This window comes from Nocardia lijiangensis NBRC 108240 (assembly GCF_001613045.1).
Classification (GTDB): domain Bacteria; phylum Actinomycetota; class Actinomycetes; order Mycobacteriales; family Mycobacteriaceae; genus Nocardia; species Nocardia lijiangensis.
Window position 1 is genome coordinate 13,655 of the sequence record NZ_BDBP01000041.1, and the last position, 15,939, is coordinate 29,593.

The 15,939-nt window shown below is 66.8% G+C and carries 16 protein-coding genes and 1 pseudogene; 7 read left to right on the forward strand and 10 right to left on the reverse strand.

The window, feature by feature from the left end; genetic code table 11:
- Position 1: 1 nt before the first annotated feature.
- The 3 genes from NL1_RS40225 to NL1_RS16400 all read right to left on the reverse strand — a co-directional run bounded on the left by NL1_RS40225 (position 2) and on the right by NL1_RS16400 (position 2,944).
- On the reverse strand, positions 2-1,663 hold the full coding sequence (locus tag NL1_RS40225; protein WP_067840318.1) for an FAD-dependent monooxygenase: 1,662 nt from the start codon (positions 1,661-1,663) through the stop codon (positions 2-4).
- Positions 1,660-2,175 (reverse strand): VOC family protein, encoded by a 516-nt coding sequence (locus tag NL1_RS16395; protein WP_067840319.1) that lies wholly within the window; start codon positions 2,173-2,175, stop codon positions 1,660-1,662. The genes NL1_RS40225 and NL1_RS16395 overlap by 4 nt, the downstream gene beginning before the upstream one ends.
- 256 nt (positions 2,176-2,431) lie before the next feature.
- Positions 2,432-2,944 (reverse strand): TetR/AcrR family transcriptional regulator, encoded by a 513-nt coding sequence (locus NL1_RS16400; protein WP_067840405.1) that lies wholly within the window; start codon positions 2,942-2,944, stop codon positions 2,432-2,434.
- Between the two features lie 172 nt (positions 2,945-3,116).
- Here NL1_RS16400 and NL1_RS16405 point away from each other — a divergent pair, with 172 nt between their 5' ends.
- Genes NL1_RS16405 through NL1_RS16415 form a run of 3 tightly spaced genes read left to right on the forward strand, consistent with a single transcriptional unit; the run spans position 3,117 to position 6,633 of the window.
- Positions 3,117-3,983, forward strand: a complete 867-nt coding sequence (locus tag NL1_RS16405) for a fumarylacetoacetate hydrolase family protein (RefSeq protein WP_067840321.1) — start codon at positions 3,117-3,119, stop codon at positions 3,981-3,983.
- Positions 3,980-5,845, forward strand: coding sequence for an acyl-CoA synthetase (locus NL1_RS16410; RefSeq protein ID WP_245673307.1), 1,866 nt, complete (start codon positions 3,980-3,982; stop codon positions 5,843-5,845). The genes NL1_RS16405 and NL1_RS16410 overlap by 4 nt, the downstream gene beginning before the upstream one ends.
- On the forward strand, positions 5,842-6,633 hold the full coding sequence (locus tag NL1_RS16415; protein WP_067840323.1) for an IclR family transcriptional regulator: 792 nt from the start codon (positions 5,842-5,844) through the stop codon (positions 6,631-6,633). Before NL1_RS16410 ends, NL1_RS16415 begins: the two co-directional genes overlap by 4 nt.
- A gap of 35 nt (positions 6,634-6,668) precedes the next feature.
- On the opposite strand, the gene NL1_RS16420 is transcribed toward NL1_RS16415, so the two are convergent.
- Genes NL1_RS16420 through NL1_RS16450 form a run of 7 tightly spaced genes read right to left on the reverse strand, consistent with a single transcriptional unit; the run spans position 6,669 to position 12,175 of the window.
- Positions 6,669-7,040, reverse strand: coding sequence for a hypothetical protein (locus NL1_RS16420; RefSeq protein WP_084510657.1), 372 nt, complete (start codon positions 7,038-7,040; stop codon positions 6,669-6,671).
- Between the two features lie 43 nt (positions 7,041-7,083).
- Complete coding sequence (locus NL1_RS16425; RefSeq protein WP_067840325.1) at positions 7,084-7,917, reverse strand: SDR family NAD(P)-dependent oxidoreductase; 834 nt, start codon at positions 7,915-7,917, stop codon at positions 7,084-7,086.
- Positions 7,914-8,786 (reverse strand): alpha/beta fold hydrolase, encoded by an 873-nt coding sequence (locus NL1_RS16430; RefSeq protein WP_067840326.1) that lies wholly within the window; start codon positions 8,784-8,786, stop codon positions 7,914-7,916. The genes NL1_RS16425 and NL1_RS16430 overlap by 4 nt, the downstream gene beginning before the upstream one ends.
- Before the next feature lie 28 nt (positions 8,787-8,814).
- Positions 8,815-9,393, reverse strand: a complete 579-nt coding sequence (locus NL1_RS16435; RefSeq protein WP_067840328.1) for a 3-phenylpropionate/cinnamic acid dioxygenase subunit beta — start codon at positions 9,391-9,393, stop codon at positions 8,815-8,817.
- Between the two features lie 48 nt (positions 9,394-9,441).
- The gene (locus tag NL1_RS16440) at positions 9,442-10,659 is read right to left on the reverse strand and encodes an NAD(P)/FAD-dependent oxidoreductase (RefSeq protein ID WP_156094883.1); all 1,218 of its coding nucleotides are present in this window, start codon (positions 10,657-10,659) and stop codon (positions 9,442-9,444) included.
- Positions 10,656-10,997 (reverse strand): non-heme iron oxygenase ferredoxin subunit, encoded by a 342-nt coding sequence (locus NL1_RS16445; RefSeq protein WP_067840330.1) that lies wholly within the window; start codon positions 10,995-10,997, stop codon positions 10,656-10,658. The genes NL1_RS16440 and NL1_RS16445 overlap by 4 nt, the downstream gene beginning before the upstream one ends.
- Positions 10,994-12,175, reverse strand: a complete 1,182-nt coding sequence (locus NL1_RS16450; protein ID WP_067840411.1) for an aromatic ring-hydroxylating dioxygenase subunit alpha — start codon at positions 12,173-12,175, stop codon at positions 10,994-10,996. The genes NL1_RS16445 and NL1_RS16450 overlap by 4 nt, the downstream gene beginning before the upstream one ends.
- A gap of 311 nt (positions 12,176-12,486) precedes the next feature.
- Here NL1_RS16450 and NL1_RS16455 point away from each other — a divergent pair, with 311 nt between their 5' ends.
- The 4 genes and pseudogenes from NL1_RS16455 to NL1_RS16470 form a co-directional block, all read left to right on the forward strand.
- Positions 12,487-13,476 carry a zinc-binding dehydrogenase gene (locus NL1_RS16455; RefSeq protein ID WP_067840413.1) on the forward strand — a complete coding sequence of 330 codons (990 nt, stop codon included), beginning with the start codon at positions 12,487-12,489 and terminating at the stop codon, positions 13,474-13,476.
- On the forward strand, positions 13,473-14,420 hold the full coding sequence (locus tag NL1_RS16460; protein WP_067840332.1) for a 3-carboxyethylcatechol 2,3-dioxygenase: 948 nt from the start codon (positions 13,473-13,475) through the stop codon (positions 14,418-14,420). Before NL1_RS16455 ends, NL1_RS16460 begins: the two co-directional genes overlap by 4 nt.
- Positions 14,417-15,238: a 2-keto-4-pentenoate hydratase gene (locus tag NL1_RS16465; protein ID WP_067840334.1), complete on the forward strand. Its 822-nt coding sequence runs from the start codon at positions 14,417-14,419 to the stop codon at positions 15,236-15,238. The genes NL1_RS16460 and NL1_RS16465 overlap by 4 nt, the downstream gene beginning before the upstream one ends.
- Positions 15,235-15,744, forward strand: a pseudogene (locus NL1_RS16470) (acetaldehyde dehydrogenase); the annotation flags it as partial. The gene NL1_RS16465 and the pseudogene NL1_RS16470, both read left to right, overlap by 4 nt.
- Positions 15,745-15,939 lie beyond the last annotated feature (195 nt).

The window sequence follows — 15,939 nt, forward strand, 5'->3', positions numbered from 1 at the left end:
GTCAGGAGACGGAGTGGGTGGCCCCGCAGCACGCGGCGTCGAGCGCGGCCGACAGGTCTCGTACGGGCTTGGTGGACAACCCCTCTGCCCGCCAGGCGACGTGCCCGTCGGGACGAACCAGGATCGCGCCGTCATGGGGGATCCCGCACAAGCCAGGCACGGTGACCTCGAAGTCACGTCCCGGAACGCACGCGTGGATCGGGACATCCGTGTCGATCTCCGCCAAAGCGGCGGCCCAGACCGCACCGTCGGGCCCCGTGATGAGCGTGAATCCTGGCATCAGGAGATCGTGCGTCGAGATCGTGAAGCCGTCCCTGTCGATCCACGCGTGCGGGAGCCTGCCACCGGTCACCGCCACGGTGAGCGGGTCCGCCTGCGTCTCCGAGGGGCACCCGACGCCGTACACGTAGCCGATCTCGAGTTCGAGATAGTCGAAGTGGGGGCGCTGCGCGGGGACGGACTCCGCCAATCGCTTTCGCTCGGCCGCGGCCACCGCCGGATCCCCGCTTTCCAGCCGGGCGGCCATGTCGAGGGTGTTGGGCCCGATCCCGGCATCGGCCATTTTCACCGCGTTGGTGATGCTGCTTTCGGCATTGGCGACGGCGATCGGCCTGCGCTCGGATTCATAAGTGTCGAGCAAGGTTTCGGACGCCCAGCCGCCGATCACCGCCGCCAGCTTCCACCCGAGGTTGTCCGCGTCGACCAGTCCCGTGTTCATGCCGAGACCTCCGGTCGGCGGAAACCGGTGCGCCGCATCGCCGGCGAGGAAGATTCGCCCTTTGCGATACTGCCGCGCCGTGCTCGCCCCGAGCGTCCAGGTGCCGACGGACCGGACGTCGACGTCGAGGTCGGGCGCTCCGATTCCGCTCCGGATCAGGTCGGCACAGCGCTGCGCGGTGTAATCGGCGACCGACTCCCGAGCCGGGTCGTATTCGAGGTGGAATGTCCAGCGGTCGCCGCCCATGCGGATGAACACGCCTGGGCAGGCGGTGTTCAGCACCCAGAACAGCAAGGCGGGATCCCTGTCCGCCCAGCGCGACAGATCCGCGTGGAAGTACACGTTGATCAGGTGCCCGAACTCCGGAACGCCCTCGATCTCGATGCCGAGGCCACGCCGGATCTTTCCGGATGCTCCGTCGGCGGCCACGACGTAACCGGCGCCGAATCGCTCTTCGCCCTCGCGTGTTTCGACACGCACGTCGACCGAATCCCCGAGATCCCGCACCGCGGTGACGCGTGTGCCGTAGCGGACCTCGGCCATCCCCTGCCGGTACACCGCTTCCAGGAGCCGACGCTGCACCCGATCCTGCGCGCACGAGCCGACGGTCACCGGCGACGACCCGAGCCGTCTCGCCAGGTGCTCCGCGGGCGCGTCCGCGAGGTCGATCCGCCCGAACTCCTCACCGGCGACCGTGTGCTTCCAGACGAAGCTGAGCCCGCAGTTCAGATCGACCGCGTCCGCGATGATCTCGTCGTAGACGCCCCAAAGGCGGAGCAGCTCCATCGATCTCGTGTTCACCACATGCGCGCGTGGATGCGGATTGATGTCGTCGAACTGGTCACAGACGACACTGCGCACGCCGTGCCTGCCGAGCACGTACGCGGTCGCGAGCCCGACCGGGCCCGCGCCGACGATCAGGACCGGAATGAGTTCGTCGTTCACGGCCGCTTCACCAGCTCCGCCAGCGGTTCGCCCGCCTCGAATCGGGCGATCAGCTCTTCCGGCACGAAGTCGACGCCGATCGGATTGGCGACGAAGGCGTCGGACTCGAAGAACGCCTGCGTCTCCTCCTCGGTGACGAAACTGTCGATCTGCAACTCGATCTGATTGCCGTCCGGATCCCGGTAGTACATCGACATCGTCGGACCGTGGTTGATGCTCCAGAACGGCTGCACGCCATCGGCTTTCAACCGCTTGTAGTTGTCGAGCAGATCCCCGAGCGACGCGTAGGTGAAGGCCATGTGATGCATGCCGGTGTGCGCGTCGGTGGGCTGCTCCGACGCGCCGGTCGCGATGAACGCGACCCGATGGTGCTCGTCGTCGTAGGTCATGAACGCCAACATGTCGTTGGCGAACGCCACGCGACCTTCCAGCACGTGCAGATACCAGTCGGTCATCTCCTGCAGACGATTGGTTCGCAACACGATGTGGGCGAGTTTGACGGGTGACGCCATCGTTGGCACCTCCGAACGGTATGGCGAGAAGAAGTTCTCTTGAATGTGACTCAAGACACGGTAGCGCTCTCATGAATGACAGTCAAGAGACAACACAGACCGATGCCGAGGCAGGACGGACACGCCTCAGCGCACGACAGGACCAACGGGAACAGCCGACAGGGTCGACGCCGCGAACAAGGGCGTCGTTCAGATCCCGAACGCTCACCCCCGGGTGAATCACCGAACTACATGGCCGCGACCAGCGGCGACGACGTCAGCGAGCAGCTTTGGCGGTCGCGGAAGCGACCAGCGCATCGGTCACCAGATCGATCAGATCGCCGATCGGCCGATCCAGGCGGCGCGAGCTGATCAGGACCCCCTCGAACAGCACATGCCCCGCATCGGCGATCAGCGCCACATCGGCGCCCTCGGGCAGCCTGTTCGCGATCGCGGCGAACAGACGCTCCTCGAGCCATCGCTGGATCTGCTCGTAAGCGACGCGGACCGACTCCGAGTCCGCCATCCGCTCGTACGCCTCGCGATGCAGCGCCCGGTACGGCTGCACCGCGACCAGCAGCCCGACGAGCTCGTTGCGCGGATCCCCGCCGAGCTCGGGATCGGCCTCCACCCCGTGGCGCGCCGTGGCGAAGATAGAGGTCAATGCCGCGGCGAACAGATCGTCCTTGGTCGGGAAGTACCAGTGCACCGCCGCGGGGGCGATACCGGCGGCGCGACCGACCGCGGCCACGCTCGTCCCCCGGTAACCGTTGGCGGCGAACAGTTCCACAGCGTGTTCGACGACCGCCGCTTCACGCTCGGCCTTCGGGATCTGCTGTCGATTCCTGGGCATGAGGTGAGCTTACTGCCCCGCGACCGCCTCTTGACTGTGCGCCATGACTGCTCTTAACTGTCAGACAAGAGCGGTGAGGTTGCCGCCATTCGACCGCGGAGGTACCGAGATGCGTCTGTACACAACCAACGAGGGAATCGCACGCGAGGACCGAGCCGACGTGCTCTCCGTGCTGGACCTGCCGCAGCGAGATCTCGGCGAGTTGCTCGACGGCCCCGGTCTGGACGCCGCGCGGACGGCGGGAACGCTCCGCGAGATCCCCTTGGCTGGGGCGACGCTGCATGCTCCCGTGCGCAGACCGGGGAAGATCGTCATCGTCGGACTCAACTACCCCAGCCACGCCGAGGAGGCCTTGGCGGCGTTCGCCGCCATCGACCGCACCGACATCGAGATGCCCACCGAACCCAACCTCCAGATAGTCGCGGGCTCGGCCGTGACCGGACCGGGAAACACCGTCGTCCTGCCCGGGGTCGCCGCCGGGGAAGTGGACTACGAGGGCGAGCTCGCCGTCGTCATCGGACGGGCGGCCACCGGCGTGCCGGTCGAGACCGCCTGGGATCACGTGGCGGGCCTGACTATCGCGAACGATGTCTCCGCACGCGACATCCAGCGCCGCGCGATGACCGGCGACCCCGTCGCCTCGATCGGTGTGGCCAAGAGCTTCGACACCTTCAAACCGCTCGGCCCGTGCCTGGTCACTGCGGACGAGTTCACCGGCCGAGTCGACCTCCGTCTTCGGACCCGCGTGAACGGCGAAGTGCGCCAAGACGATCGGACGAGCAGCTTCATCCACTCGATTCCCGAGATCGTCTCGCACCTGTCGAAGTACCAGACGCTGCTGCCCGGCGACGTGATCTGCACCGGGACCCCACGCGGCGCCGGGCTGTTCTCCGGCCGCTTCCTGCGCCACGGCGACATCGTGGAGGTCGAAGTCGAGCGGATCGGCGTCCTGAGCAATCCGGTGGTCTCCGCGTGAACGCCGAAACGAACGTGCACATCGCCGGCCACGACCTCGAGCGGCTCACCGATGTGCCGCTGTCCGATCGCGATCTGCCCGCCACCACCTACGACCTGCTCGAACGATCCGCGCGACAGCACGGCGAGAAGCCCGCTCTCCATCTGCTCCCCGGCGGGAACCGCTGGGACGAACCGGAGACCTGGAGCTACGCCGAACTGCTTCGACGGACGACGCAGGCCGCAAATCTCTATGCAGCACTGGGACTGGAGCCCGGCGGTGTCGTCGGCCTCATGCTCCCGAACACCAGGACCACCTATGCGGCGCTGCTCGGGGCCCAGGCCATCGGCATCGCGAACCCGGTGAATCCGATGCTCGCCACCGAACACCTCGTCGAGATTCTCCGTCTCACCGAGGCACGGATACTCGTCGCGCCCGCGCCCGCACTCGATCCCGACGGCTGGGACAAGGCGTGCGCGGTCGCGGAGGCGCTGCCCTCGCTGCGAGCGCTGGTCTCCGTCGGCGGACCGGTGCGCACCGCGCCGGGTATCTGGGTCGGCGATTTCCAACAGCTGGCTGCCTCCCGGCCTTCGGACGAACTCACCATCGAGAACCGGCCGGACGCATCCGACATCGCCGCTTATTTCCATACCGGCGGCACGACCGGAGTGCCCAAGGTGGCCCCGCACACCCACGCGAGCGAGGTCTACGTCGCCTGGGCGCTCGGGCAGCACGGCGCATTCGGCGGTGAGACGGTGGTTCTGACCGGTCTGCCGCTGTTCCACGTCAACGCCATCCTCATCTCGACCCTCGCGCCCTTCCTGAAGGGTGGAACGGTGGTATCGCTGGGCAGCCTCGGGTTCCGGGATCGCGAGGCGGTGGCCGACTTCTGGCGAATCGTGGAACGCTACCGGATCACGACATTTTCGGCGGTTCCGACGGTATACGCCGCCCTGCCGCCGGTGCCCGACGGTGTCGACCTCTCCAGCTTGCGCGCCGGAATCGTCGGCGCGGCACCGCTGCCGGGCCTGGTGCGCGCCGAATTCGAGTCCACCACCGGTGTTTCGATGATCGAGGGATACGGGCTCACCGAGGCGACCTGCGCGAACACCATCGGACCCATGACCGGCGGTAAGCCGGGGTCGATCGGGCTTCCGCTGCCCTACCAGCAGATCAAAGCCCTCCGGATCGGAATGGACGGACTTCCGCTCGGCGACTGCGGGCCCGGCGAGGTCGGCGTACTGGCGATCAAGGGCCCCAGCGTCTTTCCGGGATATCTCCGGCCGGGGCCGGACGGTCCTGCCCCTGATCCCACGGGTGTTATCGTCGACGGCTGGCTGATCACCGGCGATCTCGGCAGGGTCGACGCCGACGGCTTCGTCTATCTCACCGGGCGCGCCAAGGACATCATCATCCGCGGCGGCCACAACATCGACCCGCGCCTGGTCGAGGAGGCGATGCTGGCTCATCCCGATGTCGTTGCGGCTGCCGTGGTCCCGTGTCCTGACGCGCATTCGGGCGAAGTCCCAGCCGCTTACCTCGTGTTGCGACCTGGCGCCGATCCAGATCCCGGGGAGCTCAACGCCTGGGCGGCGCAGCACGCGCCCGAACCGGCCGCTGTCCCGAAGGTCATCCACATCATCCCGGCCATCCCGGTCACCGCGGTCGGCAAGGTGAACAAGGTCGCCCTGGCGCATGATTCGGTGGATCGTATTGTGCTGCGCGAACTCCGGGACGCGAGCCTGTCCGGCGCGGTGCGGGTGACCGATCGCGGCGGCCGCGCACACGCACTGATCGACCTGGACAACCATGCCGACCCGGACCGCCTCGGCGAATTCCGCGCACGCTTGAACGCCTACCCCTTCGCGCACGAGATCGTATGACCACAAGGCCCATCACCCATGCCGTCCGCGACGATCGAGCCGCGATCGACAAGGCGATCAGCCTCCTCGTCTCGTTTCGCGACCAGGCGAACACCGGGGTCGGCGTCAGCGAACTCGCTCGACGCGCCGACCTCAACAAGTCGACCGCGTTCCGCGTGCTCGGCATCCTCGAGCGCAACGGCGTGGTAGAGCGGGTCGGGACTAGCTATCGACTGGGGCCGCGGCTGCACGAACTCAGCCGCGGCGCCTACACGTCAGATCACGAGGCGCTGCGAGATATGTTGATTCCGTTCGTCGCCGACGTCTACGAACGGACCCATGAAACCACGCATCTGGCGGTACTCGTCGGCGCCGACGTGCTGTATCTGGCGAAGCTGTATGGATACCGCAGAATACGGTCGCCTTCCCGGATCGGTGGCCGCGCGCCCGCCTACTGCACGGCCGTCGGCAAGATCTTGCTGGCCTACGACAGCGACGCGGCGGCGACCGCGGCCGCCACGCTGCGGCCCTTCACCTCGCATACCGTCACCGACGCGGCCGCGCTGTCGTTGCAGCTCGCACGCGTGCGTCGCGACGGAATCGCGTTCGACGACGAGGAAATTCAACGCGGGCTCAGTTGTGTGGCGGTACCGATCTTCGGTCCTGCGGGCTGTCCGGTCGCCGCGCTGTCGATCGCGGGCGCGACCGGGAGCATCGATATCCGCCGGCATGTTCCGACCTTGCGCCGCGTCGCTGCCGCCGCAGGACAGATGTTCACGGAGTCGATCAGCAAGAACACGCGGCTCTGAATACCGCGGTCGGCAGCGTCGTCGGGGCCGTGCGATCAGGTGCCAGGGACGCGCTCGATGTCGATATCGACCATGGTGACCCACGCCGGTTCCACGACCAGCAGCCCCATTGTCCGCCCTGGAACATCGACGTCGACCACATGCCGGAAACCAGCGAGCTTCGCCGCGGCCAGTCCGGATTCGTCTCCTGCCGTAACCGCGAAAACCACACGGCGACATTGTGGATCGGCATCCAGGACCGCGGATGTCGCCGCAGCGAGCGTATCGGTGAGAACCTCGGCACTCGGCGCCCCGGTGATGCGAATCTCCACATCATGGGCGCCGACCGGGTAGGCGGACCGCAGCCTCCCGTCGGCACAACGCTCGACATCGATGATCACCGGCACGTTCTCCGGACCCGCCGACAATTGGTATGTCCTCCATCGTCTCTGTATCACTGTCGCTCCCTGGTCACAGGTGGTCGCCACCGGCGGAGGTGTGAAAGCCACGCACACCGATGCCGCCGTCGACGCGGATCGCTTCGCCGGTGATCGGTCCGCTCTGCTCGCGCGATGCCAGCAGGACATAGGCCGCGGTGAAGTCGCGCGGGTCGGTACTGGAGTCGTGCAGCGGAATCGGCGGCGGTGGACTTCCCGCACCGCGCTTCGCGAACGACGCCGACAGGGATCGGTTCTGCATGGCGAGCGTTTCGGGCCCGCGTAGGTCGGTGTTCATTCCGCCGCAGGCGACCCCGTTCACACGTACCTTCGGTGCGAGTTCGTAGGCGAGCTCACGCATCAGACCGAGACACGCGTGCTTGCTCGCGGTGTAGACGACGCCTCCGCCGTTGACATCGAAGGAGGCATTCGACAGCGTCATCACGATGCTGCCCCTGGTCCGCACGAGTTCACGCCACGCCGCTTCGGCCGCGAGGAAGTAGCCTTTGACGTTGATCGAGAAGATCTCGTCGAACGTGTTGCCGAGCTCCCGCGCCGTCAGCCGGGTGAGATGTCGCTGATAGTCCCACACACCGGCATTGGCGACGAGAGTATCGAGCTTCCCGAACCGCTCCACCGTCTCGGCGACCGCGTTCCGCAGCTGCTCGGAGTCGCGAGTGTCGGCGACGACCGCATGCATCCGTCCCGGGTCCGCCGACTCGGCGACCACCCGGGTCAGTTGCTCGGCGGTACGTCCGACGATCGTCACCGAGGCGCCCTCGGCGAGGTAGCGCTCCGCGACCGCCCGCCCGATCCCCGACCCGCCGCCGGTGACAAGCGCCGCGTATCCCTCGAGCCAGCCGCTCATGCCAGTTCCCGCAGAAAGTCGATGACCAGGTGTTCGAACTGCTGTCGGCGTTCGAGTTGCACCCAGTGGCCGCATCGGCCGAACACGTGCAGTTGCACATCCGGGATCTGCTTGAGCATGATCTGGGCGCCGTCGAGAGTGATCGTGCGGTCGTCGCGTCCCCACAGCAGCAGGGTCGGCGCCTTGATCTTGTGCAGGTTCTTCCACAGCGGGTCCATGCCGTTGCGGGCGGCGAAAGCGGCGTTGTACCGGTGGTAGAACTCGATGTGACTGGGATCCAGGGACGCTTCGTAGCGCTCGCGGACGACTTCGGCGCCGAACTGCTTGTGGTCGAACACCATTGTCCGGATGAAGGCGGCCATCTTCGTCTCGCTCGGGCCGCCGCCGTTGAAGTACCGGAACATCTCCTTCTGGCCCTCTGTCGGTGTGGGCCCGAAAGGCAACCAGCCTCCGCCCGGCGCCATCAACACCAGGCCGGTGACGCGCTCGCGCTGTGTCTGCGCCATGGCGATGGCCGCCGCGCCGCCCAGGCTGTTGCCGAGCAGATGGAAGGTGCCCACACCGAGCGCGTCGAGAGCTTGGAACAGCGCATCCATCGTGATCTCGGTGATGGATCGGTAGTCGAGGTCGTCCTGCGTCGGCCGGTAGCTGCCGCCGAATCCCGGCTGATCAGGCAGCAGGATGCGAAAGTGCCGCGCCAGCGCGGGCAGGTTCTGGTGGTAGTTGGCCAGGCTGGACGCGCCCGGTCCGCCTCCGTGCAACATTACCAAACACGGTCCGCTGCTGCCGACTTCGGCCACGGCGATTTCGCCGAGTGAGGTGGGCACGCGATGGTGCCGGATGTCGGCGTCGATAGTTTTCGTGATCATCGTCTTTCCTTGGTGTGGAGTAGCCGAGTCAGAAGAAGGTCGAGATGTTCTTCGACTGCAAGACGTTCTGGTCGAGGAGGATCGTTCGCCGGGCGACCTGGAATCGCCGCTCGGTACGGCGCAGCAGATCCGTGCGGGAACCGACGAAGACGTTCTCGTCCCGTTCGAGGCGGTTGCGGTACACCAGGAATGCCGACCGCACCACCAGATCACGCTCGGTGGAACCAGGGGTGCGAGCCGGATCGACGTGGTGGACAACGACATTGGACACCATGTGCCGGGTTCGGGATGGCGGATCCTCCGCCCACGCCATCCCGGAATCGAAACGACGGATACGCCAGGCGAGGCTCTCCTTTGTCTCGTCGTAGTACGCGGCCTCGCCCCGCGCGGCGATGGACAGCGCCTGCTGGCGTCGCAGCCGATTGGTTCGGGTCGGCATCCAGTACTCGAGGTCGTCGGCGAGCAGATCCAGCCAGTCTGCGTACCGGCCGTCATCGAGAAGTCCGGCTTCCCGGTAGTAGAACTGCTCGACTTCGAAATGCGTGTCGCGGTCCGCGGGCCGCTCAGACGGCGATGCGGTCGACTGTGGGGATTCGAAAGGGGTCACGGTGCTTCGATCCTTCGGAGGCGAGTGATGGCAGGTGCCGCGTGCGCTTCAGCCGCGCAAGAGCTTGCGCAGGTCGACGGCCGGGTCGGCGAGCGATGCGGAATCGACGATCATCGAGCGGTCGATCATTCGCCGGGCGGCGCGGACGGCGATCGAGTCGTCGATCGCGACCGCGGCCACGATCGAATCGCCACGAAGACCGAAGACCGAGAAGGCTCTTCCCCCGAATGCGCCGCGGGTCACCGTGCGCTCCGCGTCCGACATCCGTCCTACCACTTCGACATGACGGTGATGACGATCGGTCCAGAACCAAGGGGCCATCGGGACCGGAGGCGCCGCGCCGAGAACTGTCGCGGCGGCACGCTGCCCGTCCAGTTGGGCTGCTTCCCAATGCTCGGCCCGCGGCACGTCGCGGCCGCGGCAACGAGCCGGGTCGCCGACCGCGAGCACCGCGGGATTCGAGGTGACCTGACCGGAGTCGACGAGAAACCCGCGATCCACCTCGATCCCGGCGCCGAGGGCAAGACTCGTCTCGGGAACCATCCCCACGCCGAGCACCACGGCATCGACGACACGAGCCTGCGCATGCCCACCGATCCGGACCTCGATCCCGGAGGAGACTTCGGTGCAGGACACCACCGGGCCCGCGACCGTGGTGATGCCACGGTCCGCGTGCAGCGCGTGCAGCCACGCAGCGACCTCCACACCGAGGGCCGCGGCGAGCGGCGGTGACGTGGGCTCGACCAGAACCACCTTGCAGCCGAGTTCTACAGCGGCAGAGGCTACTTCGGCGCCGATGAGGCCAGCGCCCACGATGAGAACCGTGGAGCCCGAAACAAGCACCCGGCGAAGACGGTCGGCGTCGTCGGCGGTCCGCAATACGTGGACGCGTCGGCTGTCGACTCCGGCGATCGGCGGACGCGCCGCCTGCCCGCCGGTCGCGAGCACGACCCGGTCGGCGGCCAGCAAGCGGCCGTCGCCCAACTCGACCTTGCCCTCGGCGGGCCGCAGCGCGGTCACCATGGACAGGTTGATCAGGCGCACCTCCTCGTCCTGATACCACCGCGGGGATCGAAGTGCGATCTGTTCGAAAGTTCTTTCGCCACAGAGGTATTCCTTGGACAACGGCGGCCGGTCGTAGGGGAACTCGCCCGCGTCGACGAGGGTGAGTTCTCCATCGAAACCCCCGGAGCGCAAGGCGCCAACGGTACTCACACCGGCGATGCCGCCACCGACGACTACCACACGATCGATCGAGCCGGTCATGAGCCAGGCGCCTCGTTCGGAAACAGGAAAACCTCGCCATCGCGCACCTCGACCCGGTGCGGGCACACTCCCTTGGTGGCTGGAAGTCCGTCGACCGCGCCGGTTTCCAGACAGAACCTGCTCGCGTGCAACGGGCACTCGACGTGCCCGTCCTCGATCCACCCCTCGGCCAGCGATGCGTCGGCATGGGAGCAGGTGTCGTCCAGCGCCCAGACCGTGCCGTGCTCGTCACGCAGCAACGCGATGTCGTCGGCGGTGCCGGTAACGGACTTACCGACCGCGATGCCGGCCCCGACGTCGATGTCCGCAAGGGCCGCCACTCGAATTCCCGCATTCATTCGGACACCTCGTGCCAGGCCGGTGTATTCATCAATTCCTGCCACCGCGCGTAGAAGGCGCGACCGGCGGCATCGCTGTAGAGTTCGCTCGTCCGGCCCGGGTAGCGGCCGTCATAACGCTCGGAGCCCATGCCCATCTGGTAGTTCAGCGCGACGCCGTTGGTGACGAAGCCGCGTGAAATGCTTTGGACTTCACTCCAGTTCTCGCCATCGTCCTGCTCGAAGATGCCGCTCGGCCCGAAGGTGCGCAAGTTGTACAGTCGCTGCGCCTCTCGCACGTCATCGGGCATGGATTTGTCCACGATGGTCCACGACCAGACCTCCATCTTGTCCGGCCCCTTCGGGTGCCAGACCCGAATCGACCCGTTCACCGGGAGGTAGGAGAAGTTGGGAAAAACGGTGGCGTGCCCGTTCGTGAGCGGCCCTTCGACACGCGCGTCACCGAGCCGGTCGCGCAACGCGGAATAGTCCATCCATTCGTGCACGGTGCGCGCGTCGAACCGATTCTTCGGGTGCACCGGGAATCCGGCACCGTGACCGTTCGGATCGACGTATTGGCGCCCGGTGCGATGGATGATCTCGTCCTTGGGCGCCTTGCCTTCCGGCGAGAGCACCATCAGAGCCGACGCATGGCTCATGTTGACGTGATACCAGTCGGTGGCGAACTGCTCGGCTGCGAGCTTCCAATTCCCGTCGAGCACCCATTTGTGAACCCCACCGACCACCACGGTGCCCTCGGCGTCGTGGTCGAGCATCGCGTCCAGGTACCAGGCCATATCGCCGAGGTAGTCGACCAGCGCGGCCGCGTCGGGATTCCAGGTGCCGAAGATCAGGCCGTGATAGCTCTGCACGTGCGGCACCTCGACCAGCCCCCAGTCGTCCGGGTGGAACGAATCCGGATATCCGTCCCGGTTCGGAACGCTGATCAGGCGGCCCTCCAGATCGTAGGACCACCCGTGGTAACTACAGGTGAAACTGCGCGTCGTCCCGAAATCCGCGCGGCACACTCGTGCCCCTCGGTGCCGGCAGGAGTTCAGAAACGCGCGGATCTTTCCGCTCTTGTCGCGTGTGACGACGACCGGATCCGCACCCATGTAGGTGGCGAAGAAGTCACCCGGCTTGTGGAACTGATCGGTATGGGCGAGGAACAACCAGCTCGGCGCGAATACCCGCCGCATCTCCTGCTGGTACAGATCCTCGTGCGTGAAGATCGCGCGATCGAGCAAGCCGGTCTCGACGTCGACGAGACCGGATACGTCCAGGTTGCGGAACATCGGGGCCGGACGGCTCAGTGCGCCGCGGGGCGCTCGCCCGAGGGCGGTGCGTGAGAGTTCGCCCGCTCCGCCGCAAGCACCGGACGCGGCGGCGGGCCGGATGGTGGAGGTCATGGTGTCAGACAAGCGCCTGCGAGCGCGCCGATCCATAGCGCGTTCCGCTGTAGGTAACGCGTGCTGTGATCCGGCTCAGCTCACCGGGCATGGTGACGACCATGCTCGCTGCTACCGCAATCTCGCAGAGCGCCGACGACCCACTGTCCGGCCTCGTTCTCGGCGAAATTCCCGAACCCGAAGCCCCACCCGGATGGTCCGTTGTCCGCGTCGTCGCCTCCACACTGAACATGCATGATCTGTGGACGCTGCGCGGGATCGGTCATCCGCCCGAACACCTGCCGATCGTGCTCGGCTGTGATGCCGCAGGCTACGACGAGTCTGGCAACGAAGTCCTGGTTTTTCCGGTGATCGCCGACCCGGACGCCGGAATGGGTGACGAGACGCTCGACCCGAATCGCGCCCTGCTGTCCGAACGGCACAACGGTGCGTTCGCGGAGTATCTGACGGTCCCCACTCGCAACCTGATCCCCAAGCCCGACTGGCTGTCCTTCGACGAGGCGGCCTGCCTTCCGGTCGCGTGGACCACCGCCTACCGAATGTTGTTCACCCAAGCGCGAATCCAGGCGGGCGATCGTGTACTCGTGCAAGGCGCGGGCGGTGGCGTCGCCTCGGCCGCGATCATGCTGGCCGCCGCGGCGGGCGCCGTCGTCTACGCGACCAGTCGCAGCGAGGACAAACGACGTATGGCGCTGTCCTGGGGCGCACGCGCCGCGGTCGAACCTGGCGCGCGCCTGCCCGAACGAGTGGATGTCGTGATCGAGACGGTGGGTGCGGCGACTTGGTCGCATTCGATGAAAGCGCTTCGGCCGGGCGGAGCCGTTGTCGTCGCGGGCGCGACCAGTGGAGCGAATCCACCGGCCGAGCTCAACCGCATCTTCTACTTGCAGCAGCGGATCCTCGGTTCGACCGGATGCACCCGCGGTGAGCTGGTCTCGATGCTGCGAATGATGGACGCCACCGGTGTTCGACCGGTTATCGACCGGACGCTGCCACTCACCGAGATCCACAAGGGTTTTCAGCTCATGATCGACGGCGCGCTGACCGGGAAACTCGTCGTCCGTCCGGACCGGGAAGGAGCGGGTTCATGACCGCCGCGCTCGTGGGGCTGTCGCACTCACCCCTTGTCGGGAAGAACGATCCGGCCCCGGAGATCCTGCAGAGCGTCTACGCGGAAATCTCGGCCGCGCGCGCCTTCGTCGCCGAGTTCGCGCCCGATCTGGTTGTTCTCTACGCACCGGATCACTACAACGGGTTCTTCTACCGCCAGATGCCACCGTTCTGTCTGGGAACCGAGGCGTATTCGGTCGGCGACTTCGGCTCCAGAGTCGGCTCGCTCTCGGTCGACTCGGCCGCGGCGAAGCAGCTGGCGCGGGGCGTGCTGGCGCGCGGCATCGACCTGCCCATCTCTGCGCGTATGGCGGTGGATCACGGGTTCGTCCAGCCGCTGGAGATACTGTTCGGCGGGATGGACCGCGTTCCGGTCGTCCCCGTCTTCGTCAACGGCGTCGCCGCGCCGTTCGGTCCCCTGCACCGAATCCGCGCTCTCGGAACCGCTCTCGGAGCGGCCGCGCGGGAACTCGGCACGCGGGTTCTGTTCGTCGCATCCGGAGGGTTGTCCCACGACCCGCCGGTGCCCGTTCTGGAGAACGCGCCGCGACGCGTCGCTGACGCGCTCATCGAGGGCCATCCGCCGACGCCCGAACAGCGCGCCCGCAGCGAGCATCGAGTGTTGCAGGCGGGGTATTCCTACGCGGCGGGGTCGACCAGGATGATCCCGATCAATCCCCGGTGGGACAACCTCGTCCTCGATACCTTCGAACACGGCAAACTCACCGATATCGACGACTGGACGCCCGAGTGGATGGGCGCCGAGGGTGGCGGCTCCGCGCACGAGGTGCGCACGTGGGTCGCGGCATACGCCTCGCTGGCCGCGAGCGGGCCCTATCGGATGACATCACGGTTCTACGTGCCCATTCCCGAGTGGATCGCCGGCTTCGCCATCACCACCGCCATCACCCAAGGATCACGATGAGAGCGACATCGACCATCACGCACTCGCACCCGGCTGTCGAACAGGCCGCCGAAAGACTCCGCACCGCAGCCACTTCGGGTCACCCGTGCGCACCGGTTCGAGATCTCATCGGAAGCTCCGACATCGAGCTCGCCTACGCGGTGCAGAGATTGCGGGTCGATCAGCGCGTTGCGGCAGGCGCCACTGTCACGGGCCGCAAGATCGGTCTCACCTCCCCGGCCGTCCAGCACCAGCTCGGCGTGGATCAGCCGGACTTCGGCGTGCTGTTCGACGACATGGACGTCTCCGCCTACGACGAAGTACCCAGCGACCGTTTGCTGCAACCCAAGGCCGAAGCCGAAATCGCCTTCCTGCTCGCGGAAGACCTCGTCGACGGTGCGCTCGACCCGACACAAGTGCGCGGCGCCGTCGTCGGCGCGGCGGCCGCGCTGGAGATCGTCGACAGCCGCATCGCCGGCTGGGACATCACCATCACCGATACGGTCGCCGACAACGGTTCCAGCGGCCTCTACGTCCTCGCCGATCGGTGGCTGCCACTCGACGAGCTCGAGCCACGGGAGGTGACGATGCGACTGTTCTCCGACGACTGCCTCGCCTCCGAAGGAACCGGAGCGGCCTGCCTCGGCGACCCGCTCGCCGCCCTCGTGTGGCTGGCCCGCACCGCGCGAAACCTCGGACAGCCGTTGCTTTCTGGGCAAGTCGTGCTCTCCGGGGCCCTCGGTCCGATGATTCCCGCGCCGCCCGGCGTCACCCTACGCGCCGAACTGTCCGGCCTGGGCCAAGTCAGCGCGAAATTCTCCCGGAAGGGACGGTCATGACCAAGACGAAAGTCGCGATCATCGGCTCCGGCAATATCGGCACCGACCTGATGATCAAGGTGCTCCGGCACTCCGAAGTCCTCGAGATGGGCGCGATGGTCGGCATCGATCCCGCATCCGATGGGCTGGCTCGCGCGGCGCGGATGAAGGTTCCCACCACCGCCGCAGGCGTCGAGGGGCTCATCGCCCTCGACGGATTCGCCGACATCGATATTGTTTTCGACGCGACCTCGGCCCGGGCCCATGCGGTCAATGCCGCCGCGCTCACCCCGTACCGAAAGAAACTCGTCGATCTCACTCCAGCGGCGATCGGACCGTACGTCGTGCCGACGGTCAACCTCGACGAGCACCTCGGGGATCACGACGACAATGTCAACATGGTCACCTGCGGTGTGCAGGCGGCCATCCCGATAGTGCACGCCGTCGCGCGGGTGACGCCGGTCGGCTACGCGGAGATCGTCGCCTCGATCGCCTCCCGATCGGCGGGCCCAGGGACCAGGGCGAATTCCTGCTCTTCAGCGACCTCGAGGGCACCATCGCAACCGTCGCCGCGTTACGGCGCAACGATCACCAGCTGGAAGCCCTGGATCGTATCGCCGCCGACGGCCACACACTGATGCACTCGGCCGACCCGACCGCGCGCGCCCACGGCTATCGCATTCACAACCGCGTGTTCCTGGCTAGACAGGTGGATTCTGGCG